This window comes from Peribacillus sp. B2I2 (assembly GCF_041261685.1).
Lineage (GTDB): Bacteria > Bacillota > Bacilli > Bacillales > DSM-1321 > Peribacillus.
This window is the reverse complement of record NZ_JBGCCB010000001.1, coordinates 17,175-43,740: the sequence shown is the minus strand read 5'-3', so window position 1 is coordinate 43,740 and position 26,566 is coordinate 17,175. Positions and strand designations below refer to the sequence as shown.

Sequence of the window (26,566 nt, the reverse complement as noted above, 5' to 3'; positions counted from 1 at the left end):
TATCGCTCCTCATTTCTTTTTAGTTCTCCATCTATTTAGCATTCTAATTATAGAATTCTTTATTTTCAATAAAATCCCTTTTCCTTTATTATAAAACTTCCCGACGTTTTTCGTAACAAAAACCGGCAATAAATTCCATATATGGGTCAGAATCCATTTTACTGGCCTCCAGAAAACATTTAATATAAAGAGAAGTATTTTCCCCGCCCATTTTAATAATGCTAAAACGAACTTTCCCATCCCGATGATGATGGCTATTAAAGATACTATTACCCATTTTATCGGAAGAAATATCAGCATGTGAACCGAATTCGTTATAAATCTCGCCAACTTTATCACCAGTATTATCAAAAACTCCAAAAACCGTTGATAGAAACCTTTGAAAAGTGCTTGATAAGCTGAAAAACCGCATAATAAGGCCAAAAATAAATAGAGGCGAAACTCCCCCTCATTCACTAAAAACAAAACATAAAAAATAAGGAGACCCTGAATGATCCAGAAAAGGAAGTCATGGATGAAAACAATCCACCTTTTCCTTTCTGAACGCTTCAGAAACCGGCTATACGTATCTAGGGCAGCTCCAAAGCCACTGCCCATGCCTATCATCGCAAGCAACGTATAAAATTGGATCGTTAAGGTCATTTGAACAATTTGCCAAAGAAGCCTTTAGCTTTCTCCCCTGATTGCTCATCTAAATAAACAAGGTCGAAAATTTTTCCCTTAATGGAAACAATGCCTTTATCAACGTCCAAATTCTTCATTTGCAAGTTTTGACCCCTGATGGATAAGAACCCCATTACCGTTTCGAGCAGAAACTCTTCATTATCAAAGCTTTCCACTTGTTTGACACCGGTAATATCAAGTAAACGGCGGCCTTTCATCATTACATCATGCTCTTGGATCGTTCCCTTTGTATAACTAGCATTCGGATCATTATATTGGCTCATTTTTTCATCCCTCACAGTACCACTGATTTTGTACAAGTGTATGTCCGTAAGAATGGAATTAGAACCAAGCCTGTCTTTACTCCTCCGCTAGCTTCTCTTCCTTTACGATGGTATACATGTCTGCAGCCGCTTCTTTTTTCGTCGTTTCTTGAATTTTATCGACTCGTACCGTAACCAGCTTTTGACCGAATCGGACAGTCAACTCATCACCATCTTTAACATTCGAACTTGCCTTTGCCTGTTGTCCGTTAATCGTTATTCTTCCTTTATCCGCGACTTCTTTCGCAAGCGTGCGGCGCTTGATCAATCTTGAAACTTTTAGGAATTTATCTAATCTCATCGACATTCAAATCTCTCCCTTAATTAAAGTCCTTTAGCTTTTGCCTCATCCCAATATGAATCCAGTTCTTCCAATGTATAGTCCTCAAACTTCTTGTCTGCCCTTTGAATGCACTCTTCTATATATGTAAAACGCTGGTGAAATTTCTGGTTTGCTTTGTAGACGGCTTCTTCTGCTTGTATGTCATAATAACGTGAAATGTTGACAAGCGCAAAAAAGAGGTCGCCCAGTTCCGATTTGATTCTTTCGACATCCCTGTTTGGGGTTAATACTTCCTCTTCTAATTCCTTCACCTCTTCCAAGACCTTTTTCCAGGCTTCGGAAACCTCATCCCAATCAAATCCAACCTTCGCAGCCCTTTTTTGGTACTCCTCGGCCCGAAGTAAGTTTGGCAGCGATTTCTCAATACCATCCAGTATGGAATGCATAGCTTTTGGTTCGCTCCCCTTTTCTTCTTCTTTGATTTTCTGCCAATTCACCAACACATCTTCCTCGCCATTCACTTCAACATTTCCGAATACATGAGGGTGCCGTCGAACCATTTTTGCCGTAATGCCTTCAATTACATCATCTATCGTGAACATGCCCTCATCTTCACCGATTTGTGAATGAAGCATCACCTGAAGCAGAACATCTCCGAGTTCACCAACCATGCCCTCATCGTCCTCTTGATCGATGGAATCAATAAGCTCGTATGCCTCTTCTAATAGATATTTCTTCAAGCTTTCATGAGTTTGTTTCTTATCCCAAGGACATCCTTCTGGACCTCTAAGTTCTGCGATGATTTGCCGCAGCTTGGAAAACTCCCGATACTGTAACGCTTCTTCTCTAACAGGCGGGACATAAACACTCGTCAAGTTACTTAACTCCATCTGACGGTCGAGTTCGAACAGGGCGCACTTTGTCACTTTTTCCTGACTGCTGCCTGCCGCTGTAACGATATATACCTCGTAGTCATCCGGAAGCTTTTCCATTAAAGTCAACTTCACATTCGATGCGCTGAATGCGTCATAAACCTGTCCGATTATAATATGCTGGGTAATGTGCAGATCATCGGGTGAAAGATCTGTACCATCCAACAACTGGAACCCTTCAATCGGATCGATTCTAACAGCCTGAAACAGGGGGTCAAGGAAACTTTGGCCGCCTTCCAGCTTAATGGCTATTCCAAGGGCCGGCCCCTTTTCGAGCAAAAGCTGAACCGTTTTTTCCGCAACCATGGGATGCCCTGGAACCGCGTATAGAACGGAGCGGTTTAAAGCCTCTTGTAATAATGTTCCGGATATTTCTTCATATACCGCTTCAAATTGGTCGTGCTTTTCATATATCTCGTCAAAAGCCGTGAAATTGACTCCTTCTTTTTTCAAGTCCCCGATTACCGGATGATCCATCGTTCTGACGAAGCATTGTTCAATTTGTGTCAATTTTTTGTAAATCCCTAGCGGTAACTGATCTAAATCCCCTGCACCAAGGCCTATTATAGTTATCTCATTCATGATTTCGTATACTCCTATTCGTTATTATAAATCGTTTAAGCTTTGAACCTGCTGGGATAAGTGAAAGTTCTTCTTCACCAAATAAGCCTGCACGAATTGCGGTCATCACAAAAACGGCTGCACCGATCCCCACACCGATCAGCGCTTGTATCGTAGCTAACATCCGGCTATCACCTGAAAACACCAATTGGAATATGGCATTGAATAAAACGACAACCGTACCCATGTAAATCGTACTCTTCAAGATTATTAACAGGTACTTCTTTTCAATTAATGTCTTTTTGATATGTACTCTCAAAACCGTATAAAATAATACTGTCATGATCATAAATGCAAGTACTGTTGCAGAGGCTGCTCCCGCAATTTTGTAATGGGGAACAAGAACAAGGTTCAAAGCCCACTTGCTGCCCACCCCCACAATCGTAATGATCACCGGGACAAACGAATAGCCTAAACTTTGAATCACTGCCGCTTTTGCCATTATGAGGGATGTGAATAAAATCGATAAGGAAAAAATCGCTAAAGTAATAGTCCCTTTGGAATTCGTGAACAGCATATGATTGACCGGCTTCATCGTCACTATCAGCCCAATCGCAGCAGCGATTCCAATCGTCGTACTTACACGCAGCGCCAATTTAATCTTATTGACTAATTCTTGTTCACTCCTCTTCTGAACGAATCCGGATATTACAGGTACAAGCGCCAAAGCAAAAGAATTAGCCACGACTGTCCCTAGCTGAAGCAAAGGCTGTCCACGGTCATATACCCCTTTCCACTCTTTAGCTTCACTTTCCCCCATCCCCGTTTCCCTTAGTAGAGAATACAGGTGTAGTGAGTCGACAAACTGAAACAAGATAAGGATCAAGCCAGTTATGCAAAACGCCAATCCTTGGAAAACCAGGACTTTTGAAATTTTGATGAAATTTACCGGTTTGATTTTCACTTGTGAAAAAAGCTTCCATTCTTCTCTTAAAATAACGAAAGCAATAAGCAGGACAAGGCCGGTTATGCCGCCGGTAATCGAACCGAAGACGGCGCCCTTACCGACCACATAAGGAGAGTAGCCTAGAGACACGAATATCGTTGAAAGCACCAGTATCGTCAATACACGGATGCATTGTTCAGCGACCTGCGAACTTGCCGTGGGTAACATGTTGTTTATTCCTTGAAAATAGCCTCTTAAAACAGATGAAATCGGCATTAATAAGTAGGAATAGGCAATGATTCTCAGCAGACTGGCTAAATCCGGATCCTTCATCCATCCGGCAATCCAATCAGCGCCCAGGAACAGTGCCGCAAACATCATGATTCCTATCGAACTTAAGACGACGAATGATGTCACTAAAATGTCCTTGACCTCAAAATTATTTTTAGAAGACTCCCGTTCTGCGATCAGTTTGGATATGACAACCGGGAAGCCTAGTGTGGATAATGTAAAGGCTACACCGTAGAAGGGATATACCTGCTGATAGATATAAAACCCGATGTCACCCGCAATGTTCTGATAAGGTATGCGATAGGCCGCGCTCAAAACTTTTACGATAATCGCTGCTGCGCTCAGGATTAGCGCACCTCGCAAAAGTTCATTTGATGTTTTATTAGGCTTTTCAGCCATTCTTTTTCCCCTTTTCACTCATATGTGGTAGTTATTATAGCATAATTCAAGTGGTTATTTTTCAATTGCAACCATACTGTTAATTAATTTCCATGTTCCTCTCAAAGAATTCTCTTTATTGCCCTTCCCAATCCGTTTAACCTTTAAGAAAGAGCAAAAAGGACAGCGATTGCTGCCCTTTCCACCTTTAAAAATATAATGGCATGTCCAAGCTTACTGTTCCATTTGTCTTGCTAGGAAACTTGCTGCTGTTTCAACCGATTTCTGTTCCACTTCACCAAGTGTACCTTCTTTAGAGAAAATCAGGACGGCACCAATCGGGTCGCCACTCGCAATGATCGGAGCTGCAGTATACGATTGGACTTCTTCATCATTTGAATCAACGAAAGAAATTTGTCCGTTCGGAGATTCCAAGACAGGATTTCTTTCTTCCATGATTTTTTCCACTAGTTCACTAACGCTTTTATTTAAGTATTCTTTTTTGGAGCCACCTGCCACTGCAATGTAAGTATCCCTGTCACAAATCATAACTGGATTTCCAAGGCTATCATAAAGTGCTTCTGCATATTCTCTTGCAAAATCGCCTAATTCACTAATAGGAGAGTATTTCTTTAGGATTACTTCTCCATCTCTATCCACAAAGATTTCCAAAGGATCCCCTTCACGAATACGGAGGGTCCTTCGAATTTCTTTCGGGATGACGACTCTTCCTAAATCATCAATTCGGCGAACGATACCAGTTGCTTTCATCTAATGTTGCCTCACTTTCATCTAATTGATTTGATAAATCCTCTTTTTGTAGCATAAAATCATCACCAGCTATTGTACTTAGTATTTTTCTAATGGTAAGTTCTATGCACTTTGAAAAAATTTTTCTTTTTGTTGCATTTTTTTACCATGGTATCTTAAAAACAATTTCTTCAAGAGGACAATCATTCACTTCAGTTTTTTGTGGCTTGAGTCTCTTTTTTTACATGCTGTAAACCCTTGGCCATCTCAAATAGTATGTTAAGCCATTTGCTTTGTTCTACACCTTTTATGTGCAGGACTAGCTTCATTCGATTTCCATCCATGCCGAAGCCGACCATACGGCCATACTTTGACCCCAGCTCAAACACCTTTTGTCCATCCACATCGCTGCTTACCTTTTCCCTGAGGAGAATGCTGATTTCCTGCTTCAATTGTTTAATGCTTTCAATTCCAGCCTTTTCAGCATATACCTTCATTTCGGCAATCATGAATAAATAGGCTACTTCTTCTGGATACTCTCCGAAACGATCGAGCATTTCATCTTGTAATTCTTCCACTTCTTCAAGAGAAGTAATGCCTCTGAACCTTTTATACATTTCTATTTTCTGATGTCCATCCATTATGTAGGCATCAGGGATATAAGCATCCACTTCAACGTCAATTTCAAGGGTGTTCTTTTCTTCGGTTGGCTGGTCATTACGTTTCGCGTCCACTGCTTCTTTCAACATTTGTGAGTACAAATCAAAACCAACTGAATCGATGAAGCCATGTTGTTGAGCCCCTAGAATATTTCCAGCTCCCCTGATGGATAAATCACGCATCGCGATTTTGAATCCTGAACCCAACTCTGTAAATTCCTTAATGGATTGAAGACGTTTTTCCGCCACTTCCGTCAACACTTTATCTTTCCTATAAGTAAAGAATGCATATGCAACCCGATTGGATCGCCCTACACGGCCACGTAGCTGATAGAGCTGTGAAAGTCCCATTCTATCTGCTTCATTCACTATAAGCGTATTGACATTCGGGATATCAACACCCGTCTCTATAATGGTTGTACTTACCAAAACATCATATTCGCCTTCCAAAAAGCCGAACATAACCGCTTCCAGCTCTTGCTCTGTCATTTGCCCATGAGCAAAGGTGACTCGGGCATCGGGCACCAGCATGGAAATTTCTTCTGCTTTTCTTGCTATATCCTCTACCCGATTGTAAAGGAAATAAACCTGACCATCCCTGGCCAATTCCCGTTCTATCGCTTCCGTTACCAACGAGCCATTATACTCCATGACATAAGTTTGGATCGGGAACCGGTTCTCAGGCGGTGTTTCGATGACGGACAGATCCCTCACGCCCAACATGGACATATGAAGGGTCCTGGGAATCGGTGTCGCAGTCAAAGTCAGTACATCCACATTAGTTTTTAAGCGTTTGATCTTTTCCTTATGTGTAACGCCAAAACGCTGTTCTTCGTCAATGATAAGCAATCCCAAATCGCGGTACACAATATCTTTGGATAAAATCCTGTGCGTGCCAACCACAATATCCACCGTGCCGGCCTTCAATCCTTTAATCGTCTCCGTTTGCTGTTTTTTCGTCCGGAAACGGCTCATATGACCAATCGAAATGGGATAATCCTGAAAACGCTCCCTTAGTGTTTCATAATGCTGCTGGGCGAGGATGGTGGTCGGAACAAGAAATGCAACCTGCTTGCCATCCATTATGGCTTTAAAAGCGGCACGGATGGCTACCTCTGTCTTTCCATATCCAACATCTCCGCATAATAAACGATCCATCGGCCGTTCCCGTTCCATATCCTTTTTGATTTCGACTATAGAACGTAATTGATCCTCCGTTTCGTTATAAGCGAATGATGTTTCGAAATCTCTCTGCATATCACCATCAGGTGAAAAGGCATAGCCCTTGGCCGCTTCCCTTTCTGCGTATAACTTGATTAAATCATCAGCAATGTTCTCAACGGATGATTGAACTTTACTTTTGACACGTTTCCATTCCGTTCCACCTAGCTTATAAAGCTTCGGTTCTTTCCCTTCAGAACCGACATATTTTTGCACAAGATCTATTTGGTCGACAGGAACATACAATTTGTCATCCGCTTGATAACGAATATGTAGGTAATCTTTATGGACCCCATTTATCGTAAGGGTTTCAATACCCAAATATTTACCGATACCATGGTTAACATGAACGACATAGTCACCGATCTTCAGTTCGGAATAACTCTTGATTCGCTCCGCATTCGATAGTTTCTGTCTCCGTATCGATTTCTTTGATTTCTTATTAAACAATTCCGTTTCCGTAATGATACTGAATTTCTGCATGGGTAATTCAAAGCCGCTATTAAGGCTGCCTCGTAAAATCTGTACTTTACCTGGAAGAATGCTGTTCGCATCAAACAGTTCTGTGGCCTCTATATCATAATCGGCTAAAACCGAATGCAGCTTTTTTACCCGTTCTTCATCCTGTCCAAGTATGACGACTGTATATTTCCCTTTTTTCCAACGTTCCAGTTCAGCTTTGAACACATTCATCTGTCCATGGAAATTTTGCATTTGTTTACTGGCAAAATTCAGGATATTCTGAGGATTCGTATGCGGTACATGCCGTAAAAACAATGAAAGATATATAAACGGCCTGCTGGATTTCATTATTAATTCCTGCATGGGATGAGCCAATTTTACGTCATGGATAATCTGTCCCTGACTTAAAAGGTCAGTGTACCAACCAGCCTCTTCCTTTTCCAATGAATCATTGATTTCCTGGATTCTACTGATCTCATCTAAGAAAACCAAACCGTTTACCGGTAAATAATCTATTAAACTAGCTGGATCTTCATAAGCCAAACTTAAGTATTTAAAGATTTGGTCGGGTTTATTTCCCATTTTCAGCTGTTCTAGTTCATAGCTGATCGTTTGAACCAGTTGTTCCTTTGTTTTCTCATCTTTAAGTTTCTTCAAGCTTTTACTTAATCCGCTCTCGAGCCTTGTTATGATTCTTTCGATATGCTCTGTCTCTAGCAAGGCCTCACTGACGGGACCAATCATCACTTTCTTGAGTTTTTCGATGGATCGCTGATCTTCGCTTGAAAAAGTCCTTATTGAATCTATTTCGGTATCGAATAACTCTATTCGTATTGGATTAGGTTCCGTGATCGGATAAATATCGATTATACCGCCACGGATACTGAATTCACCTGGTGAAGCAACCATTTCAGACCGGTTATAACCCATAGCAATGAATTTATTCAGTGTTGGTTCGAGCTCGATGTCTTCCCCTAAATTAAACGTAAGCTGATGCCTCTTCCAAATATCTTTAGAAGGAAGCACACGACGGACCCCGGGAATTGGCGCAATGACAATCCCTTTCTTTCCCTCAGCCCAAAAGTTTAATGCCTCTACTCGTTGGGCCCTTAATTCCGGACTGGCCACACTCAAATCGGCCGCAATCAATTCATTGGCGGGATATATATATAATTCTTCCTCGGGAATGAAACTGGATAAATCCTCATGGAATTTTTGTGCTTGCAATAAATTATGGGTAACTAATAAAATCGGCCTATTCGTTTTTTCATATACGGAAGCCAGCAATAGTGATCTCGAGGAACCTGTCAGACCAGAGACTATTTGTTCCTTAAGTCCTTCATCAATGCCGGCGATTAACGAATGAACATCATCTTGTTTGGAGAACAAGTTTTGCAATCCATTCATTTTCTTTCCCCCCTCTCTTTAACGTGCGAAAACCATTTGTAATCCTTGTATTTAAACTTGGCCAATTCAACCAAGCGCCCTCTTTATTAACGGCAATTTTTCATTTTACGTGCCTTTATAAACCAGACAAACGGAAAAATGCTTTGGATTTTGTCCAAAGCCCTCTCCCGCTAATGAATAATATAATCGTTTTCATATAATTCAGGGTTCCTTTGCAGCGATTCATGACAATCTTCACATATCGCCCTTACATGCATATCCCCTTCAGAATCATAAACGATCATCTCTTGTCGCTCTTCATCGGTAAGTTGATTAAAACCTAACTGCTCCGTACTCAGTGAGTGTGCCTCGATTGAGCCCAGCTTAGTTCCGCAATGTCGGCATCGATAATGGAGAGCCATTTCGTAACCCCCTATTTTTGTAATAGTGTTAGTATGTACAATTAGAGGGGATTTATTCAGCGAAACAGGAAGATATTATTCTTTACTTATATCTACTCTTTGCTTATTGGTTATATTCGTTCATGACCTGTATAAATGGTTTTTCCATCCAAGCTTCACAAGAAGCCGCGCTTTTTTCGATCGTTGCCCCTACATGATCCCATTCTTCAGGCGAAAAACGTCCTAATACATAATCAGGTACTGGAATACGGCCAATCGGGCGGCCAATGCCTATTCTGATGCGATTGAATTCTTGCGTACCCAAATGGGCTATTGAAGATTTTATCCCATTATGACCGCCTGCACTTCCTTTTTGACGCAGGCGAAGCTTCCCTGGAGGCAAATCAAGGTCATCATATATAATGACCACATCCGCGATCTCCACCTTAAAGAAATGCATAACAGCCGAAATGGATTCTCCTGATAAATTCATGTAAGTTAAGGGTTTAAGCAATAAAACTTTTTCTCCCTTTACCATTCCTACACCATAGATACCCTTGTGTTTTGCTTGATCAAGTGAAATTGACCATTTTCTGGATAACTCATCTATTACTTCAAAGCCGACGTTATGCCGAGTTTTTTCATATTGTTTACCTGGGTTCCCTAACCCTACAATAATTTTCATGATTCACACTCCGTCATTACGGTTATTTAGGGAGTTACGTCGGGACGAAGTTTTTCCAAGCTTATTGACCTTAGAAAAATAGTACCCTAATTTCAAGCTGGCCTGCAAGCGACCGGAGAACTAATTAGAAAAAAATCCTAATTAAAGGAATCAGTTCCGGAAAATGGCCCTGTTTAAATTGACGCATCCAGAGATTGAAAAGACGTAACTCATTAAGAGCTACGCCTATTATATCACGATTCACTTGTTTAATCCCTGCATCATGACTCTGGTGATGCCTTGGTCTCCCTGCCCTCTTCATTTTCAGGTATACCGCCATCTTGCTGTTCACCTGTACTTATTTCCTCTTCCTGACGAGGAGCCAAAATAGATGCAACTACTTCCTCACCATCGTTGTCGATCGTAACTTGCTTATTCGTTTGGATATCAGATATGTAGATTGTATCCCCTACCTGAAGTTCGGTAACGTCAACATCGATGGAGTCAGGAATGTCATTCGGTTTAGCCGTAACCGTCACTTCATGAAGAGACTGCTGAAGGACCCCACCGTCTTTCACGCCTTTACAAACTCCGACAAGGTTAATGCGAACTTGTGCCTGTAATTGAGCGGACATATCTACAATTAAAAAGTCTGCATGATAAATGGAGTTCTTTATAGGATCCTTTTGATAGTCAGAGAGCATGACTTTATAACTCGTTCCTTCCAAGTCCAAAGAAATGATACCATTACGGCCTATTTCCTTGATTGTCTTTTGAAGCTCAATATTATTGACTGAAATGGCTGTACTGTCATTTTTATTGCCATATACAATCGCAGGGATTTCGCCGCTTTCCCTCAAATTCCTTAAATTAGAGTGTTTTGAATCCGTACGTTCTTTTGCAGCTAATATATTACTCATACATCCTCCGCCTTCCTAAATATGAATTACAAGTCTCTCTATATTTAACATTTCCCTAAATGGCGAATCATTAAACATGAAAGGTAAAATCTGAAGGCTGCCACAAGAAGCTAAACATATGGTAAACATAGGAATTCACCGTATAATCTTTTTTCTTGAATTTAAGCGTGAATCGCTTTGTTTTCCCTTTCCCCCTCAACTTGCATGACTCGGTTAAGGATTTGGGCTGCTAGTGAGGAATATTGAATGCTATCCTTTTTCCGTGGTCTCGGCAGATTGATTTCCTTATTCATGGCGACTTTGCCTTCCTCAATTAATATGACACGGTCGGCAAGCAGTACGGCTTCTTCAACATCATGTGTAACAAGTAAGGCAGTAAAATTCCTTTTCCTCCATAATTCTTCAATCAGCCTTTGCATGCCAATTCTCGTCAAAGCATCCAATGCCCCTAACGGCTCATCCAAGAGGAGAATGTCAGGTTGGTTCACCAATGCCCTCGCTAAGGCTACCCTTTGCTTCTGCCCACCAGATAAAACGGACGGCCAATCATTTGCTCGATCTGCAAGGCCCACTTGCTCCAGTAATTCCATAGCATTTGACTTCCAATCCCCTTTTAAGCCGACACCAATATTTTGAAGGATTCTTTTCCAAGGAAAAAGCCTTCCATCCTGAAACATCGTACGTGACGATTTATTCAATCCATTCAATGGTTTTCCATTCACCAGTATCTTCCCGCCCGTCGGCTTTTCCAGTCCTGCCACAAGACGCAGCAAGGTGCTCTTTCCACATCCACTCTTACCGACAATGGCTACGAATTCCCCTTTTTTAAAAGTGAGATCCATTCCCTTTAAAACTTCAAACTCCCCAAAACCCTTTCTTACGCCCTGCAATTCCAACGAATTTCCATTTATCATATTAATGACCTCCTCATTGGTATGATGGATGCCACTTTAAGCATCTTTTTTCAATTAATTTGGCCGCAACGTCCGATATTTTTCCTAATAATGCATATAAGAGAATACTGAGAACAACAATATCCATCCTCATGAATTCCCGGGCATTCATAGCCATATATCCTATTCCGGAATTAGCGGATATTGTTTCTGCGACAATTAATGTGACCCACATGATTCCAAGGGAGAAGCGGATACCCACCAAAATGGATGGAAAGGCTGCAGGGAGGATCACATTCCAGAATAAAGAAAGACCACTTAACCCATAAACCCTTGCCGCTTCAATTAAATCCTTATCCACCGATTTAACTCCATGAAATGTATTTAAATAAATAGGAAATAGAACCCCTAAAGCGACAAGGAAAATTTTCGCTTCTTCTTCTATACCAAACCATAGGATCACCAGTGGTATTAAAGCTAAATGCGGAATGTTACGCAACATCTGAAGCGATGTATCGAATAAGGTTTCAGCAATGGACGATAATCCATTTAATAAACCTAGTACAAAACCTATAATCCCTCCTATTAAAAAGCCGATGAAGGCACGCTGGGCACTGATGCCGATATAATCTATAAGTTCCCCTGTTTTCAATAAAGTGACGCCAGCTTGAAAGACTTCAGTCGGGGCAGGCAATATCCGTTCCGACAGAATCCCCCACAAAGACAGGAGCTGCCAAGTTACCAATAGCAGAATGGGCACAAGCCATGATATGAGGTGGAACCTATTGAACTTTTTGTTTAACTTTTTCTGCATCTTCATTTTCACTTCCTTTTGTAGGGTAGTGGTCATTAGCCAGTATTTCACCGAATGGGCTCGTAGCTTTTGAAATGGGAACTTGCAGCCGTTCAACAGGTAGCAAAGGAAATAATAATTCCGCAACACGATACGCTTCTTCCAGATGAGGGTATCCAGATAAAACAAAGGATTCTATACCGATTTCTTCATATTCCTTCATTCTGGCGGCAACATTTTCTGCACTTCCGACTAGTGCTGTACCGGCACCACCGCGCACAAGACCTACACCCGCCCATAAGTTTGGACTAATTTCGAGTGAATCCCTGTTTCCATTATGAAGTTGCGACATCCGCTTCTGTCCCACCGAATCAAATCGCCCAAAAATCTTTTGTGAATTTTCAATCATCTCATCATCCACATATTTAATGAGTTCCTCCGCTGCCTGCCAAGCTTCTTCTTCCGTTTCCCTCACAATGACATGCATGCGAATGCCAAATCTGACTTCACGCCCATACTCTGCTGCTTTTTTACGTACCTTTTCAATTTTTTCAGCTACTTGCTCCGGCGGCTCACCCCAGGTCAAGTACACATCAATATGCTTTCCTGATATATCGATGGCAGGGTCGGATGAACCACCAAAATAGAGTGGTGGGTACGGTTTTTGTACAGATGGCAACAGAATGTTCCCGCCTTCAACCTTTAAGTGCTCCCCTTCAAAGTCCACTTTGTCCCCAGTCATTTCTTTTCTCCAGATATCAAGAAATTCATCTGTTTGTCCATATCGTTCCTTATGATTCAGAAATACGCCATCACCTGCCAATTCGACCGGGTCCCCTCCAGTTACTACATTGATTAATAGACGGCCATTCGAAAGTCGGTCGAAGCTTGAAGCCATCCTGGCAGCCAAGGTCGGCGACATTAAACCAGGTCTGACCGCAACTAAAAATTTCATTCTTTCCGTTGCGGAAATCAATGAAGAACCCACTACCCATGCATCCTCACAAGACCGCCCCGTTGGAAGCAACGCTCCTTCAAACCCCAAATGATCGACTGCCTGTGCTATTTGCTTTAAATAAGGAAGTGTAATCGCCCTCCCTCCCTTTGTCGATCCTAAATAGCGACTTTCTCCATGTGATGGCAAAAACCAAAATACTTTCATTTTATTTCCCCCTTAATTTTTTTTAACATCTGCAGATGCATCTAGAACATTAATCTTGCTTGGAATTAATTTAAGATTAAAAAATGTATCGGCAATCTTTTGTTGATCATCCAAAACCGTACTGGAAATCTCCTCAAGTCCATATTCTTTTCTTTTTAATGTTTTTTCTAATGATTCCACACTAATCCCAATTTCTGGAGATAAAAATTCAGCGACGTCGCTTGGGTTTTCTTCAATCCATTTATCAACCTTTATCAGTTCTTCTTTGATGATCTTCAAAGCCTCTTTGTTCTCGGAAAATGAATCCGTTGCCAAAAAGAATTCACGATTCGCCACTAGTCCTTCTCCATCCCGGATCGTTTTCGTTTCTAGTTCCAATTCGGCCGCTGATAAAAATGGATCCCATATTACCCAGGCATCGATTTGGTTTCCTTCAAAAGCGGCCCTCGCATCTGCCGGCGGTAGGTAGACAGGAGTAATATCATCAAGAGTAAGACCTGCTTCCTCTAAAGCTTTGACCAATAGATAATGAACATTGGAACCTTTATTCAAACCAACCTTCTTTCCCTTTAAATCTTTCACATTTTTAATGGGCGAATCCTTTTGCACGACTATAGCCTCTCCTGAAGGGTTTGCGGGCTGATTAGCAATATAGACAAGCGGAGCCTTGGCTGCCTGTGCAAATATCGGTGGCGCCTCCCCTGTGTGCCCAAAATCAAGGCTGCCGACATTCAAGGCTTCAAGTAGCTGAGGTCCCGCAGGGAATTCAGTCCAATCGACGGTATATCCCAATTCTTTTAAATGTGTTTCCAGCTCCCCTTTGGATTTTAAAATATTTAATGTCCCGAATTTTTGATAACCGATTCGAATGGTCCTATCCGTTTCTTTTGCGTCAGCACTTTTGGAACTGTTCTTTTCCTGCCCACATCCACTTAATATCAGCATGAAGATGCTAATAATGGAAATCAGCCACAAATTTCGTTTTTTCTTCATATTCTGCACACCCTTCTTAAACTATTTATATAAAAATAAAAGGCTCCTTTCCTTCACCAATAGGACAATAGGGCAAAAAGATGCCTAATGTTCAATGGTAAGTGAAAAGGAGCCTTCGGTAGTCCGATCGGCGTTAACCAGTATGCACTTGCGTTAGTACAGTTTTTCATTTCAGAAAATATGAATTGAATATTTGTATAGTCATTTTATTATCAGTATTCATATCTGTCAACTAAGAATTAAATATTTTCTGAAACTTTTAAACGAAAACACGGCGAGCCCGAAGGCCCGCCGTGTTTTCGTTTATTTTATTATCAATCGAATAATGTGCTGACTGATTGTTCCTCATGGACACGAATAATCGCCTCTGCGATCAAAGGTGCTACAGAGAGTCCAACAATTTTATCGATTTTCTTATCTTCAGATAGGGCAATCGTGTTAGTCACGACCAATTCCTTAATCGTTGAATTTTGAATCCTTTCGATGGCAGGACCTGAAAGGACTGGGTGTGTACAACAAGCATACACTGCTTTAGCACCATTCTCTACAAGGGCATTGGCCGCTAGTGTAATAGTGCCTGCAGTATCGATGATGTCATCAATCAGTATTGCTGTCTTCCCTTCAATATTACCAATGATGTTCATGACTTCAGCCACGTTCGGTCTTGGGCGGCGCTTATCGATAATGGCAATCGGTGCTTTTAGGCGATCAGCCATTTTACGTGCCCGTGTAACCCCACCATGATCAGGGGAAACGATGACGATATCACTTAAATCTTTTTCCTTGAAGAAATCAGCTAAAATTGGAACAGCAACAAGGTGATCGATCAGAATATCGAAGAAACCTTGAATTTGTGGCGCGTGAAGATCTAATGTGATTACACGGTGGGCACCAGCAGTTTCTAAAAGATTTGCGACAAGTTTAGCTGTAATTGGTTCACGCGCACGTGCTTTACGATCTTGTCGGGCATAACCGTAATATGGCATTACAATATTGATCGTTTTAGCTGAAGCACGTTTAAGAGCATCGATCATAATTAAAAGTTCCATTAAATTTTCATTGACTGGTTGACTTGTTGATTGGATTACGTAAACGTCACAGCCACGAATACTTTCTTCAATATTAATCTGAACTTCACCGTCACTGAAACTTGTTACGCTACATTTTCCAAGTTCAACACCGATTGCAGCAGCGATTTCTTGTGCTAAATCGAAGTTTGAATTTAAAGAGAATACTTTTAAATTAGGATCTAAATACTGATTTGACATGATGACCTCCGTCGGTTATTTATTAAATTTCAAATTCTTGACATAATCTTCTTTGTTAACTTGACGAGCCCGAGCAACGGATAGGGCTTCCTGCGGTACATCTTGCGTGATGGTTGACCCAGCAGCCACATATGCTCCTTTTCCTATCGTCACAGGTGCAACTAGATTAGAATTGCAGCCTATGAAGACATTGTCTTCAATCTTCGTCAAATATTTATTTTTCCCATCATAATTCACGGTAATAGATCCGCAGCCTATATTAACATTCTCCCCAACCTCTGCATCGCCAATATAACTCAAATGAGAGGCCTTGCTTCCTTTGCCAAAAACGGCCTTTTTAATTTCGACAAAATTACCGATTTTAACGGAATCCTTAATATCTGATTGAGGTCTAACATGTGCGAAAGGACCGATTTTAACCAAACTTCCAATATTGCTTTCGTGTACAACCGATTGTAGGACTTCCGTTCCATCACCGATTTCACAATTACTGATTTCCGTATTCGGGCCAATCAAGCAATCCTGTCCGATAATACTTTTTCCTTTTATGAATGACCCAGGGTTAATGACCGTATCCTGTCCGATTTGCACATCCGCTTCAATGAACGTTGTAAGCGGATCGACGATCGTTACGCCATTCCTCATATGCGATTCATTAATGCGTTTCCGTAAAATATGCTCAGCCTGCGATAAAGCCACTCGGTCATTTACACCTAATGTCTCTTCGAAATCACTGGATTGGAAGGCCGTCACCACTTCCCCTTCTTCTTTTAAAATTTCAATAACATCCGGTAAGTAATATTCTCCCTGGACATTTTCATTTGAAACCTTTTTCAGCGCGCTAAATAATGCTTGGTTATCGAAGCAATATGTACCGGTATTTATTTCCTTAACATATCTTTCTTCATCAGTGGCATCCTTATGCTCGACGATTTTTTCTACAAGTCCGCCTTCACCTCGAAGGACCCTTCCATAGCCAGCTGGGTTATCTGCATATGCTGTTAAGATTGTTGCTTTCGCCTGACTTTGCTCATGCAATGCTATAAGCTCTTTCATCGTTTCCGCTTTGATCAAAGGCGTATCTCCGCAAATCACAAGGGTCGTTCCACTTTTAACGGATAAAACGCTTTCCGCTTGCATTACAGCATGTGCCGTACCTAATTGCTGATCTTGTAAGGCATACTTGCATGAATCACCAAGTTGTTCTTGAACTTTTTCAGCTCCATGACCAATGACTGTTACAATATCTTCTATTTGAAGTTGATTGACTTGATCGATAACATGTTGTACCATTGGTTTCCCGCAAACAGGGTGCAAAACCTTATAAAGCTTAGATTTCATCCTAGTACCTTGCCCAGCGGCCAATATTATTGCATAGCGATTACTCATAACAGGCCTCCATTTTCACCTTTTTATCCACTAAAAATATTATCTCATATAGTGATTCTTTTCAAGGTAACAATTAAAAGTACATATAATTGTCAACCGCGAAGGTAAGAAATAATTCAAATTCCGACTTCCTTCAAACGTTATTATTGGACCTGTTAGCAGTCTTTTTAATCATTCAAATAATAATATTTGCTTGATCAATGTCATTTTCATTATTAGCATAATACAGAAATTACGCCTTCTTCCCCTGTTAACACCAGTCACTCCCATCATCCCAAAACACTACCATGATCGCACTACACCCTATGTACAGGCCATTAGGAAGCACTGCATCGATTGTTAACTCCCATTCCGATATCAGGTTGCCGATTCATCTCATATTCACGTCATTGGAGGTTATGATAATTTTCATAATGGTATTCCTTCCATCCGCTTACAGGGATTTTAATATATCAGGATGTATAAAAAGGTTTGAAAAATAAAAAGGAGGGGTACTTAAATCATTGAAGATGGCATCATAATATATACCATTTTAGTAAAATTACTAACTGGAAAGGGAATAAGTTCTAAACTTATCGTTTCAGAATAAAATAAAAAAGAGCACTACTAATGAAGTAGGCTCTAGATGCACGAATTATAAAATAAAAGTTTAAAGGTAAGTTAATTAAGAAGCTCCTGCTCCAGCTTCCTCTAGTTCAGTTTCAAGTTCTCCCAATCGGTGATATTCTGTCAAGACAGCTTCTTGAATTTTCCCGCGTGTCGAGGAATTGATTGGATGAGCGATATCCCGGAATTCTCCATCTGGAGTTCGTTTACTTGGCATTGCTACAAATAAACCATTGTTTCCGTCGATCACACGAATATCATGAACCACAAATTCATTATCCAGTGTAATTGATGCGATAGCTCTCATACGACCATCCGTATTCACACGGCGTAATCTTACGTCAGTTACTTCCATTTAAGCTCACCATCCCTTTTTGTTGTTGTTAAAACTTAAAGTACATATTCAACAAAAAAACGTGAACTCCTTCTATTATCTGTAATTTTTTTAGAAAATTCAGCCTAGTTTTCAAAAATACTATAAATACCCCTTATATTATAGGAAAATTACCCATTACGAATTCCCCTTAAAAAATAGGCTTTGTTAAAGATTAATGTTGATTTTTGAACAAATAAAAGAGACCACCCAAAAGTGGTCTTCTTAAGTGCATCCTATGGAACTAACGCACCTGTTAGCTTAATATTTTTCTATTCTTTATTTCTGTTCATTAAGTTGAAGTTTGAAAATAGAGGATAATGTTTCACCGTCTTTCCCTTCCAAAACGCCCCATACCTGCTTTTCATCCTGCACGTCCGCAGAACCACTTTCGTCGAACCACACCTTATATTTTTGCCCTTCCTTGTTATCCTCGTCTATAAACCAAAAAACAGCATCTTCTTTGCTATCTTTATTAACTGATGCTGTTTTATCCCATTTTACATCTGCCGTAATGTTTTCAATCTTTTTCACATCATCTTTCTCTGATATACCTTTTCTATCACTTAATACACCGTTCTTCTGTACCATTTCATAGCCAACAACTTTTGCTTTTACCTCGGAAGAACCCGAAGTTTTAGAAGAACTTGAACATCCTCCTAACGCCATAATGATAACAAGCAAACCGAAAATCCATAATAATTTCCTCATACTCACACCTCTTTTTTCCAATTATACCATTCATAAACAGTGTTGATTGAGGAAATCAACAACAGCCATTAACAGAGCCAAAAAATAAAAAAAACGCCCGTTTATTTAACGAGCGCAACCACTTCTATTTCCACTAGTGCATCTTTAGGAAGCCGGGCAACCTCTACACATGAGCGAGCAGGTTTATGGTTAGAAAAATATTCTCCGTATATTTCATTAATCGAACCGAAATCTTCCATACTTTTAATGAATACAGTAGCTTTAATGACCGTTTCCAATGAGGCTCCTGCTTCTTTCAATACCGCTTGGAGATTCTTAAAGACCTGGTGTGTTTGTTCCTTAACATTCCCTGTTATCATCTCGCCAGATGCAGTAAGTGGGATTTGTCCTGAACTGAAAAATAACTTATCCACGATCACGCCTTGTGAATATGGGCCGATCGCTGCCGGTGCTTCATCCGTATGTATCGTTTTCATGAAATGATTCCCCCTATTCCTTTTTCGTAAAATAATTCCCACGGCTGACCTTGATTTTTTTGTCTCTTTCGACCACCTGTGTCAACTTGATTAAAGAAACATAGTCCTCGACAAGGCACTCCTCCGTATGTTCGGATTCGACCAGCACCGCTATTCCGGCAACTGTTGCCTTAAATTCATCCAATAAACTGACCATACCGTTAATGGTACCCCCAGCCTTCATGAAATCGTCTACAATCAATACATTCGAACCCTCAACCAAGCTTCTTTTAGAGAGTACCATCGTCTGAATCCTCTTTGAAGAGCCTGAAACATAATTGATGCTCACTGTAGAACCTTCCGTTACTTTATTATTCCTACTTACAATGACAACTGGAACATTCAAATAATTTGCCACGGCGTATGCTAATGATATCCCTTTAGTTGCCATTGTCATGATGACTGAGACATTTTTCTTGGCATACATTGAAGCGATTATCCTTCCAACCTTATTCACGGTTTGCGGATGTCCTAATATGTCTGTCATATATAGATAACCGCCAGGAAGTAGCCTTTCGGGACTAGCGATCGTATCGCATAATCCGTCAATGAAAACATTGGTTTCTTCTTCCTTGATGGAGACAATATATTTCACTCCACCCGCCGCACCTGGAACGGTCGTTAAAGATCCTATCCCGCGTTGTTCAAAGGTATCCTTGATGATTGTCAAATCTTCACTGATCGAGGACTTTGCCGAACTGTACCTTTCAGCAAAATAAGTCAGTGAAACCAATTCCCCCGGATGTTCTAATAAATAATTGGTCATATCGACTAGCCTCTCGCTGCGACGAAATTTCATTGAGACACCCCCTTTGTGAATTCCGAATATTATATAGCAACTATACCACTAATGTACGTTTCTATTCAAGATTGTTTCGATCACCCAATAAACGGACCGCATAAACTTGATCACAAAATCCCCGAAGCCCATTATAAATTCTTTGCATGCGCGAATCATGTTCCACCAAACCAAAAACGGTCGGACCACTTCCGCTCATCAAGACCGAATCTGCTCCAAATGTCTTCATTTGATCTTTAATGTTCGCAACCTCTGGGTATAACTGCAATGTCACTTGTTCCAGAACATTGCCCAATCCCCCACATACATCGTGATAATTGTTTTCCTTGATAGCCGAAATCATTCCAGGTACATCCGGATGCTCCATTTTTGAAATTTGGAGCCTTTTGTATATATCAGCAGTCGAAACACCGATTGTCGGTTTGGCCAAGATGACCCAGCATTTTGGCGGTGCAGGAAGATGCGTGATTTTTTCCCCGCGCCCTCTGGCCAATGCCGTACCTCCATATACACAAAATGAAACATCAGAGCCAATTTCAGCTCCTATTTCCGCAAGTTCATCCATGGAAAGACCAAGCTTCCACAGTCTATTTAATCCTCTCAACGTAGCTGCTGCATCACTGCTTCCACCAGCAAGTCCTGCGGCTACAGGGATATTTTTCTCTATAGTTATAGAAACACCTTTATTGATTCCAAAACGTTCCTTTAGAATAAATGCGGCTTGATAAGCTAAATTCCGATGATCATCCGGAACAAATCGATTATGGGATAGAATTTGTATATGATTTCCCTTTATTTCCTTTAGTTCAATTCTATCGGCAAGGTCGACTGTCGTCATGATCATTTCCACCTCATGATACCCATCAGGCCGTTTGAAAAGCACATCCAAAGCCAAATTAATTTTAGCCGGGGCTTTTTCCATAAGCTTCAATATGTCCACCTACTTTAACGTTCTTAAAAGTTCTTGTCCTATTCTATCATATTTGTTTATATTCTAAAGGTTTTTTCATCGTAATTTCAATGTAATGAAGCTAAGACTGACCTTTAGAGGAGAATAGACACATGTAGGCACATGTAGGCACATGGGTGAGCAGCACGTTCCTGCTTCCCAAAAGACTTGCTACATATCCATATAGCATCACCGATACATAAAAAAACCAGACTCCATATCTACAATGTAAGCAAAAATGAATATAGCTATACATTGTATAAAGAGTCTGGCTTCTTCAATAGGACAGCATGATGCAATTAAGTGTTTTATCTTACTCCTTGTTCACCAATTGACGTTGTGCTTTTTCGATAGCAAGTTTTACCATGTTCCCTGCGTCCTTGGCCCGGATTCCTCCCCAGCCTTCTTTCTGGACAACATCGTAAAATCCAAGTTCTTTTGCCAATTCTTCTTTAAGATCATTTGACATAATCCCTTTTTTCCTGCCCAAGCGAAACAACCCCTTTCACATGCTGTCACATGCCTAGTGTTTGCATCATACGCTATTTCATTACATCCTTTTTAAGCCTTTATTGGAGTTCACAGGATATTTTATACAAAACAAAAAGCAGCAAACATAATTGTTCGCCGCCTCCTCTAAGTTACATCTCTTGTTGTTTGTTTAAAAATGTTAGTTCTACGGTTTCCGTTAAAACATCCGCATAGCTGTAAGATACTCTTTCAAACGCATTTTCATCTTGGTCGAGCTCAATTACAAAAACAGCCGGATAAGTTTCCGCCAAAGTTCCAAAACGTTCTACAGTCTTTCTTCTTCCACCGTTTGCTTTTAAGAGCAATCTTTTACCTAGGTTTGAATCAAGTGCAGTTTTAATGTCAGCTAGAGTTTTTGGCATTTTCGGTCCACCTCACTAAGTTAAGTATATCACAATTTATAAATATACGCAAACAAAATAATAAATTATATCAGCACTTAAAAATGTAGTCAATATATTTTTATCTGAAATTCGGCAAAATCGCGAACATTTTTATTATATCCTGGGAAATGAAAAATTATGTAAACGAACTATTTCATTATTCATTAAGCCGAATTTTCGTAATTAAATCCTCACCTAGTGTCATTTCTTAACAAAAACCCTGGTATTTTGTGATAATATCCGAATTCTAGCACGATGAAAGCAAGCTGCATTCTTTCAAAATGCAGCTCGTTCATTCTTCCTGAAATGGCTTGAAAGGCAACCCGGTCCGGAGCACTCCTTTTGTCTCAATTCCCCCTAACCCCTTCTCTCCCGTTAATGTATTCCGAAGGACATCCCATACATGAATATGCTCAGAAAAAGGCGTAAAGCTTATCTTTCCGACAATATACACTGGATCAAGAGCATGTATATTAACACGGGAAGGGGAACTTGCAAAGTTTGCCCCCGCTTGTATTAGCGATTCAAAATGCGATTGACAAGCTCCGGCAAATATAATCAGTTGGTCTAAATGAGAAACCTTCCTTCTCGCTTCTCTTACTGTCTGTACAAAATCCTTTGAGTGACGGTAGGCGTTGATATCGGACATTGGTCCTTTTGATTTTGAATAGGCATCATGACCGGTGACAACAAGGATATCCGGCCGATAGTGGTCCAATAACCCCCCGATTCTTTGGGGCATTTCCTTTTCATTGCAATAGATACCATTGACCGGAATACCGAATTTCTGATATAGATCCATGCATTTCCTTAAGTATGATGCATCCCCATCAACATGGAGGACCCTGCCTGGTATCTGAAAATATTCACCGCTATAACGATATCCATTACTGGATTGATAGCCGTTTTTTTGTTGTTGTAACTCTAAATCTTGTGTTAATAAGCGGTAAGATTGTTCTTGAAGTACCTCATTCGACCTTTGCCGATCATGTCTTTCATTATCATTTATGATTATTAAATCCTGAAAAGGTGCATCTGCAATCAATCGGATATCTTCCCCATAAAGAACAGCTTGTCGTCTTCCGTCAATATCATGGATATCGATTACCCGGAACAACACGTCACATTTATAAGAAACCCGACCAACAATATCGTTTATTTGAATATTCATGGCCCCACCCCATGAGAAGACTTATTTTCAGCCCGCCTCAGTTTATTTTCATTCTTAAGTTATGCGAACCATTCTTGAATGGTGAAAGGTGGGATTGACTTCATTTTGGTTACGTTCCATTCATGGTAGGCCAATTTAAAAATAAAAAAGCCGGAAGCTGGGAGTGACCCCGTTCCGACTTTGAATTTTCACATATCCTTTATTTAAAATTTGGCAATAACGCATCACTCAAGCGTCCAAATTCTTTGATGCTCAGTGTTTCACCACGTCTGGAAGGATCCACTTCCGCGGCTTCGAGAGCGGCAAGTATAAGTTCTTTTTTCGATTTACCATCTGGCAGCTGACTGGTTAAGTTGTTTAAAATCGTTTTCCGACGCTGCGCAAAACTCGCCCTGGTCACAATGAAGAGGAAATCCTCATCCAGGACCTCGACGATTGGCTTAACCCGCCTAGTAAGGCGGATTACAGCTGAATCAACATTAGGTTGAGGCATGAATACCGTTTTGGGTACGATCATCACTGTTTCAGCTTCGGTATAATATTGAATGGCAATGGATAAAGAACCGTATTCCTTTGTCCCAGGTTTAGCGGCAATTCGATCAGCCACTTCCTTTTGCAGCATGCACACGATGCCTCTAATGGGCAGATCCTCGGACAATAGCTTTAAAATGATGGGCGTCGTGACATAGTAAGGCAGGTTTGCAACAACCATCAGGTCCGAGAAGCCAGCAAATTCTTCCTCGATGACCTTCTTAACATCAGCTTTTAGAACATCGCCATGAATGATGTTTACATTGTTATAAGGAGACAGTGTATCCGATAAGATGGGCAGTAGTCGCTGATCAATCTCAAAGGCCGTAACCTTTTTGCTACTTTTCGCTAATTGTTCCGTCAGCGCGCCGATCCCCGGCCCAATTTCAATGGCACCGCTTTCCTCTGTCAAATTTGCATGTTCGACAATACGTTTCAAGATATTCGTATCGATTAAAAAGTTTTGACCTAAGCTCTTTTTAAAAGAGAATCCGTACTTCTTTAATATATCTTTCGTTCTGACAGGGGTTGCAATATCCTTATTCATTTTTTTCCTCCTGATTTATCTGTACCATCGCTTCAGCAAAAGCCTCAGTTGATATTTGGAACATTTTTAGTCTCTTATATAACTGTTTACCATTGGTAAACCCGATTTTCAAAATGGATCCAAGTTTTTCCCTTCGTTCCTTGGCACCGGATCCTCCAATTAAACCTGCATCTATTAAATCCTGCTGTGAAATCTCTTCTGAAGCCTCTTCATCCATTAGTTGGGCATCCTTTAAAGCATTACGAATTGCCTCAGGAGAAGCATGTTCAACTCCTATCCCTCTACCTGACTTAGGAAGGGCTTCCTTCTTCGTTAAAAAGGCGTGTTTGCAGCCTTTTACTTGTTCTGAAATTGCATTCCTGATTTTTTGGCCAGGAAAATCAGGGTCTGTGAAAATGATGGCTCCACGTGTCTTTTGTGCAAGCCTCACCTGCTCAATACAGGAATCATTCACCGCGGAACCGTTCGTTTCTATTGTATCAGCATTAACAGCCCTTTTTATCGCTACCGTATCGTCTTTACCTTCTACAACAATAATTTCTTTAATCTTTTTCATGTTTTCCTCCATACAGAAAAGCGCAAGCGCTTTGATTGGCTCTTTATAAACGTAACTGGTCCCCGTAAGACACCCACCCATTTTCATAGGAATGAAACCAGTCAACATCATTTATGAAAGTTTAAACGATTATGAAATCTTATGGAATATTGAGACGTCTATCTTATTAAAACAGTTTTATATAGGGTTTTTCAACAAATGGAAAATAAAACGTCAAAAAACAGGAGACGAATTCATCTCCTGCGAGAGAAACCTTATTAGTTCAATACGCGAATCTTAACTTTCTTTACACCCCAGCGATAGGCATCATCTTTTGAGGAAAAGAAGACATCAATCCTATTTCCCTTTATTGCTCCGCCTTTGTCAGCAGCCACTGCATAGCCATAGCCCTCTACATATACTTTCGATCCCATAGGAATCACACTTGGATCGACAGCTATGATTTTCGCCCCCGGATTACTTTTTAGATCCACGCCTGTAGACGTGACACCGGAACAGCCCTTACAACTGGCAGTATAAGCCGTTGATGATACGTATATTTCTTTTCCACTTGAAGAACTAACGTTAGTTACTCCGCGTGATGCCTGGGCAACCGTCGTTTGAGTTCCAACCGTGACAACTTTATCCTGCTTTTTATTAACTACTTTTTCTGATAGTAATTCTCTTTTGACCTCTTTGCCATTTTCTTTAATAACTTCATATTTTTTGGAAATCAGTCCGTCTTTTCCTGCTTTGACAACTTTCTCTTTCCCTTTTGATAAAGAGTCATCTTTTTTAGTTATGACAGCAAAGTCAACTGGTTCTTCCACTACATCGGTGACTTTTTCAATTCGAATTACGTTTACCGTATTCTCAGCTTCAACTTTTCCGGCTAATTCTGGCTCAACTCGGTCCAAATCATTGAGCTTTACTCCTTGTTGCTTTAAAAAGTCAGCGACAGTAGTCGAAGTTGACCATACCTGCTTTTCTTCCCCACCTACAACTAATTTCAGTGAAAAGGCTTTGTCTATGGCAACTTCCATATCCGCTTTCAGCTTCGTATTTTTTGAAGGCGTGATCTTATCATGTTCCTTCACACTAAGATCTTGTTCTTTTAAAAGTTCGTCTACCGTATCGGCAGTGGACCAAACTTCCTTCGGTTTACCGTCTTGTACCATGACGATTTTTTGTGCAGGCTTCCAAACCACCTCTAAATCACCATCAACCTCTGTGTTTCTTGATGGGTGGACATAGTCTGCTGCTTGAACGGTAATCTCTAAATCTTTCAACATATCATTTACAGTAGCCGCGTGTGTCCGCACTACCTCTTTTTTTCCATCTAGCATAATTGTGACTGTATGCTTTGTTCCTTGATAGATAAGTATTCCCAATGCTGTAGAAACAAGAATCGCACTGCATATGGCAATTGCCATTCTCTTCTTCCCAAAAGGTTTGGGAATAAGGTTTTTCATAGTTTTTAATAGAATGAAAAACTCCTCCTTCCTCCCGGTGATTATATAGACATAGTTATCAAGCTGTCAACCCATTCACTTCTCATTAAGGAAATTAATACCTAT

General features: G+C 40.6%; 27 protein-coding genes. All 27 read right to left on the bottom strand.

The window, feature by feature from the left end; all coding sequences use genetic code 11:
- Positions 1–9 precede the first annotated feature (9 nt).
- On the bottom strand, positions 10–642 hold the full coding sequence (gene yabQ, locus ABIE66_RS00230) for a spore cortex biosynthesis protein YabQ (RefSeq protein WP_289323304.1): 633 nt from the start codon (positions 640–642) through the stop codon (positions 10–12).
- Positions 639–947: a sporulation protein YabP gene (yabP, locus tag ABIE66_RS00225; RefSeq protein WP_289323303.1), complete on the bottom strand. Its 309-nt coding sequence runs from the start codon at positions 945–947 to the stop codon at positions 639–641. The genes yabQ and yabP overlap by 4 nt, the downstream gene beginning before the upstream one ends.
- Before the next feature lie 76 nt (positions 948–1,023).
- Complete coding sequence (locus ABIE66_RS00220; RefSeq protein WP_034316386.1) at positions 1,024–1,287, bottom strand: RNA-binding S4 domain-containing protein; 264 nt, start codon at positions 1,285–1,287, stop codon at positions 1,024–1,026.
- Positions 1,288–1,310: 23 nt separating this feature from the next.
- On the bottom strand, positions 1,311–2,783 hold the full coding sequence (gene yabN, locus ABIE66_RS00215; RefSeq protein ID WP_370013561.1) for a bifunctional methyltransferase/pyrophosphohydrolase YabN: 1,473 nt from the start codon (positions 2,781–2,783) through the stop codon (positions 1,311–1,313).
- Entirely contained in the window at positions 2,776–4,398 is a 1,623-nt protein-coding gene (locus tag ABIE66_RS00210; protein WP_370013560.1) for a putative polysaccharide biosynthesis protein, read from the bottom strand. The genes yabN and ABIE66_RS00210 overlap by 8 nt, the downstream gene beginning before the upstream one ends.
- A 213-nt stretch (positions 4,399–4,611) precedes the next feature.
- Positions 4,612–5,148: a stage V sporulation protein T gene (gene spoVT, locus ABIE66_RS00205; RefSeq protein WP_289314085.1), complete on the bottom strand. Its 537-nt coding sequence runs from the start codon at positions 5,146–5,148 to the stop codon at positions 4,612–4,614.
- Between the two features lie 191 nt (positions 5,149–5,339).
- On the bottom strand, positions 5,340–8,876 hold the full coding sequence (mfd, locus tag ABIE66_RS00200) for a transcription-repair coupling factor (RefSeq protein ID WP_370013559.1): 3,537 nt from the start codon (positions 8,874–8,876) through the stop codon (positions 5,340–5,342).
- 170 nt (positions 8,877–9,046) lie between these two features.
- Positions 9,047–9,277, bottom strand: coding sequence for an anti-sigma-F factor Fin (gene fin, locus ABIE66_RS00195; protein ID WP_061440335.1), 231 nt, complete (start codon positions 9,275–9,277; stop codon positions 9,047–9,049).
- A gap of 103 nt (positions 9,278–9,380) precedes the next feature.
- Positions 9,381–9,941 (bottom strand): aminoacyl-tRNA hydrolase, encoded by a 561-nt coding sequence (gene pth / locus ABIE66_RS00190; protein WP_370013558.1) that lies wholly within the window; start codon positions 9,939–9,941, stop codon positions 9,381–9,383.
- A gap of 260 nt (positions 9,942–10,201) precedes the next feature.
- Complete coding sequence (locus ABIE66_RS00185; RefSeq protein ID WP_370013557.1) at positions 10,202–10,840, bottom strand: 50S ribosomal protein L25/general stress protein Ctc; 639 nt, start codon at positions 10,838–10,840, stop codon at positions 10,202–10,204.
- A gap of 161 nt (positions 10,841–11,001) precedes the next feature.
- A complete protein-coding gene (locus tag ABIE66_RS00180; RefSeq protein ID WP_370013556.1) occupies positions 11,002–11,754 on the bottom strand; it encodes an ATP-binding cassette domain-containing protein in 753 nt (250 codons plus the stop codon).
- A 13-nt stretch (positions 11,755–11,767) separates the two neighbouring features.
- Positions 11,768–12,553: an aliphatic sulfonate ABC transporter permease SsuC gene (gene ssuC, locus ABIE66_RS00175; protein ID WP_370013555.1), complete on the bottom strand. Its 786-nt coding sequence runs from the start codon at positions 12,551–12,553 to the stop codon at positions 11,768–11,770.
- Positions 12,516–13,688 (bottom strand): FMNH2-dependent alkanesulfonate monooxygenase, encoded by a 1,173-nt coding sequence (ssuD, locus tag ABIE66_RS00170; protein ID WP_370013554.1) that lies wholly within the window; start codon positions 13,686–13,688, stop codon positions 12,516–12,518. Before ssuD ends, ssuC begins: the two co-directional genes overlap by 38 nt.
- A 12-nt stretch (positions 13,689–13,700) precedes the next feature.
- On the bottom strand, positions 13,701–14,681 hold the full coding sequence (locus tag ABIE66_RS00165; protein ID WP_370013553.1) for a sulfonate ABC transporter substrate-binding protein: 981 nt from the start codon (positions 14,679–14,681) through the stop codon (positions 13,701–13,703).
- A gap of 314 nt (positions 14,682–14,995) precedes the next feature.
- The gene (locus ABIE66_RS00160) at positions 14,996–15,949 is read right to left on the bottom strand and encodes a ribose-phosphate diphosphokinase (protein ID WP_289314093.1); all 954 of its coding nucleotides are present in this window, start codon (positions 15,947–15,949) and stop codon (positions 14,996–14,998) included.
- Positions 15,950–15,964: 15 nt separating this feature from the next.
- Positions 15,965–17,338, bottom strand: a complete 1,374-nt coding sequence (gene glmU, locus ABIE66_RS00155) for a bifunctional UDP-N-acetylglucosamine diphosphorylase/glucosamine-1-phosphate N-acetyltransferase GlmU (protein ID WP_370013552.1) — start codon at positions 17,336–17,338, stop codon at positions 15,965–15,967.
- Between the two features lie 664 nt (positions 17,339–18,002).
- Positions 18,003–18,299 (bottom strand): septation regulator SpoVG, encoded by a 297-nt coding sequence (gene spoVG, locus ABIE66_RS00150; protein ID WP_034316332.1) that lies wholly within the window; start codon positions 18,297–18,299, stop codon positions 18,003–18,005.
- A 297-nt stretch (positions 18,300–18,596) separates the two neighbouring features.
- Positions 18,597–19,028 (bottom strand): hypothetical protein, encoded by a 432-nt coding sequence (locus tag ABIE66_RS00145; RefSeq protein ID WP_289323292.1) that lies wholly within the window; start codon positions 19,026–19,028, stop codon positions 18,597–18,599.
- A 101-nt stretch (positions 19,029–19,129) separates the two neighbouring features.
- Positions 19,130–19,504: a RidA family protein gene (locus ABIE66_RS00140; RefSeq protein ID WP_289314095.1), complete on the bottom strand. Its 375-nt coding sequence runs from the start codon at positions 19,502–19,504 to the stop codon at positions 19,130–19,132.
- Positions 19,505–19,517: 13 nt separating this feature from the next.
- Positions 19,518–20,342, bottom strand: coding sequence for a pur operon repressor (purR, locus tag ABIE66_RS00135; protein WP_370013551.1), 825 nt, complete (start codon positions 20,340–20,342; stop codon positions 19,518–19,520).
- Between the two features lie 61 nt (positions 20,343–20,403).
- On the bottom strand, positions 20,404–21,273 hold the full coding sequence (gene ispE / locus ABIE66_RS00130; RefSeq protein ID WP_289314097.1) for a 4-(cytidine 5'-diphospho)-2-C-methyl-D-erythritol kinase: 870 nt from the start codon (positions 21,271–21,273) through the stop codon (positions 20,404–20,406).
- A gap of 331 nt (positions 21,274–21,604) precedes the next feature.
- Positions 21,605–21,781 carry a small, acid-soluble spore protein, alpha/beta type gene (locus ABIE66_RS00125; protein ID WP_089364277.1) on the bottom strand — a complete coding sequence of 59 codons (177 nt, stop codon included), beginning with the start codon at positions 21,779–21,781 and terminating at the stop codon, positions 21,605–21,607.
- A 151-nt stretch (positions 21,782–21,932) separates the two neighbouring features.
- Positions 21,933–22,184, bottom strand: a complete 252-nt coding sequence (veg, locus tag ABIE66_RS00120; RefSeq protein WP_034316343.1) for a biofilm formation stimulator Veg — start codon at positions 22,182–22,184, stop codon at positions 21,933–21,935.
- Between the two features lie 313 nt (positions 22,185–22,497).
- On the bottom strand, positions 22,498–23,376 hold the full coding sequence (yabG, locus tag ABIE66_RS00115; protein ID WP_289314098.1) for a sporulation peptidase YabG: 879 nt from the start codon (positions 23,374–23,376) through the stop codon (positions 22,498–22,500).
- A gap of 199 nt (positions 23,377–23,575) precedes the next feature.
- A complete protein-coding gene (gene rsmA / locus ABIE66_RS00110) occupies positions 23,576–24,454 on the bottom strand; it encodes a 16S rRNA (adenine(1518)-N(6)/adenine(1519)-N(6))-dimethyltransferase RsmA (protein WP_289314099.1) in 879 nt (292 codons plus the stop codon).
- Positions 24,447–25,010, bottom strand: a complete 564-nt coding sequence (rnmV, locus tag ABIE66_RS00105; RefSeq protein WP_289323288.1) for a ribonuclease M5 — start codon at positions 25,008–25,010, stop codon at positions 24,447–24,449. The genes rsmA and rnmV overlap by 8 nt, the downstream gene beginning before the upstream one ends.
- Before the next feature lie 257 nt (positions 25,011–25,267).
- Entirely contained in the window at positions 25,268–26,461 is a 1,194-nt protein-coding gene (locus tag ABIE66_RS00100) for a resuscitation-promoting factor (protein WP_289323287.1), read from the bottom strand.
- Positions 26,462–26,566 lie beyond the last annotated feature (105 nt).

Excerpts from the sequence above, each read along its gene's own strand:
- ABIE66_RS00145 (WP_289323292.1), bottom strand. The coding sequence starts at position 19,028 with ATGAGGAAATTATTATGGATTTTCGGTTTGCTTGTTATCATTATGGCG.
- spoVT (WP_289314085.1), bottom strand. The coding sequence starts at position 5,148 with ATGAAAGCAACTGGTATCGTTCGCCGAATTGATGATTTAGGAAGAGTC.
- ssuD (WP_370013554.1), bottom strand. The coding sequence starts at position 13,688 with ATGAAAGTATTTTGGTTTTTGCCATCACATGGAGAAAGTCGCTATTTA.
- ABIE66_RS00165 (WP_370013553.1), bottom strand. The coding sequence starts at position 14,681 with ATGAAGAAAAAACGAAATTTGTGGCTGATTTCCATTATTAGCATCTTC.
- rsmA (WP_289314099.1), bottom strand. The coding sequence starts at position 24,454 with ATGAATAAGGATATTGCAACCCCTGTCAGAACGAAAGATATATTAAAG.
- veg (WP_034316343.1), bottom strand. The coding sequence starts at position 22,184 with ATGCCAAAAACTCTAGCTGACATTAAAACTGCACTTGATTCAAACCTA.
- rnmV (WP_289323288.1), bottom strand. The coding sequence starts at position 25,010 with ATGAAAAAGATTAAAGAAATTATTGTTGTAGAAGGTAAAGACGATACG.
- fin (WP_061440335.1), bottom strand. The coding sequence starts at position 9,277 with ATGGCTCTCCATTATCGATGCCGACATTGCGGAACTAAGCTGGGCTCA.
- ABIE66_RS00185 (WP_370013557.1), bottom strand. The coding sequence starts at position 10,840 with ATGAGTAATATATTAGCTGCAAAAGAACGTACGGATTCAAAACACTCT.
- ABIE66_RS00220 (WP_034316386.1), bottom strand. The coding sequence starts at position 1,287 with ATGAGATTAGATAAATTCCTAAAAGTTTCAAGATTGATCAAGCGCCGC.
- ABIE66_RS00100 (WP_289323287.1), bottom strand. The coding sequence starts at position 26,461 with ATGAAAAACCTTATTCCCAAACCTTTTGGGAAGAAGAGAATGGCAATT.
- ABIE66_RS00140 (WP_289314095.1), bottom strand. The coding sequence starts at position 19,504 with ATGAAAACGATACATACGGATGAAGCACCGGCAGCGATCGGCCCATAT.
- mfd (WP_370013559.1), bottom strand. The coding sequence starts at position 8,876 with ATGAATGGATTGCAAAACTTGTTCTCCAAACAAGATGATGTTCATTCG.
- ABIE66_RS00180 (WP_370013556.1), bottom strand. The coding sequence starts at position 11,754 with ATGATAAATGGAAATTCGTTGGAATTGCAGGGCGTAAGAAAGGGTTTT.
- glmU (WP_370013552.1), bottom strand. The coding sequence starts at position 17,338 with ATGAGTAATCGCTATGCAATAATATTGGCCGCTGGGCAAGGTACTAGG.
- ABIE66_RS00210 (WP_370013560.1), bottom strand. The coding sequence starts at position 4,398 with ATGGCTGAAAAGCCTAATAAAACATCAAATGAACTTTTGCGAGGTGCG.
- yabG (WP_289314098.1), bottom strand. The coding sequence starts at position 23,376 with ATGAATATTCAAATAAACGATATTGTTGGTCGGGTTTCTTATAAATGT.
- yabQ (WP_289323304.1), bottom strand. The coding sequence starts at position 642 with ATGACCTTAACGATCCAATTTTATACGTTGCTTGCGATGATAGGCATG.
- yabP (WP_289323303.1), bottom strand. The coding sequence starts at position 947 with ATGAGCCAATATAATGATCCGAATGCTAGTTATACAAAGGGAACGATC.
- pth (WP_370013558.1), bottom strand. The coding sequence starts at position 9,941 with ATGAAAATTATTGTAGGGTTAGGGAACCCAGGTAAACAATATGAAAAA.
- ABIE66_RS00160 (WP_289314093.1), bottom strand. The coding sequence starts at position 15,949 with ATGTCAAATCAGTATTTAGATCCTAATTTAAAAGTATTCTCTTTAAAT.
- spoVG (WP_034316332.1), bottom strand. The coding sequence starts at position 18,299 with ATGGAAGTAACTGACGTAAGATTACGCCGTGTGAATACGGATGGTCGT.
- ssuC (WP_370013555.1), bottom strand. The coding sequence starts at position 12,553 with ATGAAGATGCAGAAAAAGTTAAACAAAAAGTTCAATAGGTTCCACCTC.
- yabN (WP_370013561.1), bottom strand. The coding sequence starts at position 2,783 with ATGAATGAGATAACTATAATAGGCCTTGGTGCAGGGGATTTAGATCAG.
- purR (WP_370013551.1), bottom strand. The coding sequence starts at position 20,342 with ATGAAATTTCGTCGCAGCGAGAGGCTAGTCGATATGACCAATTATTTA.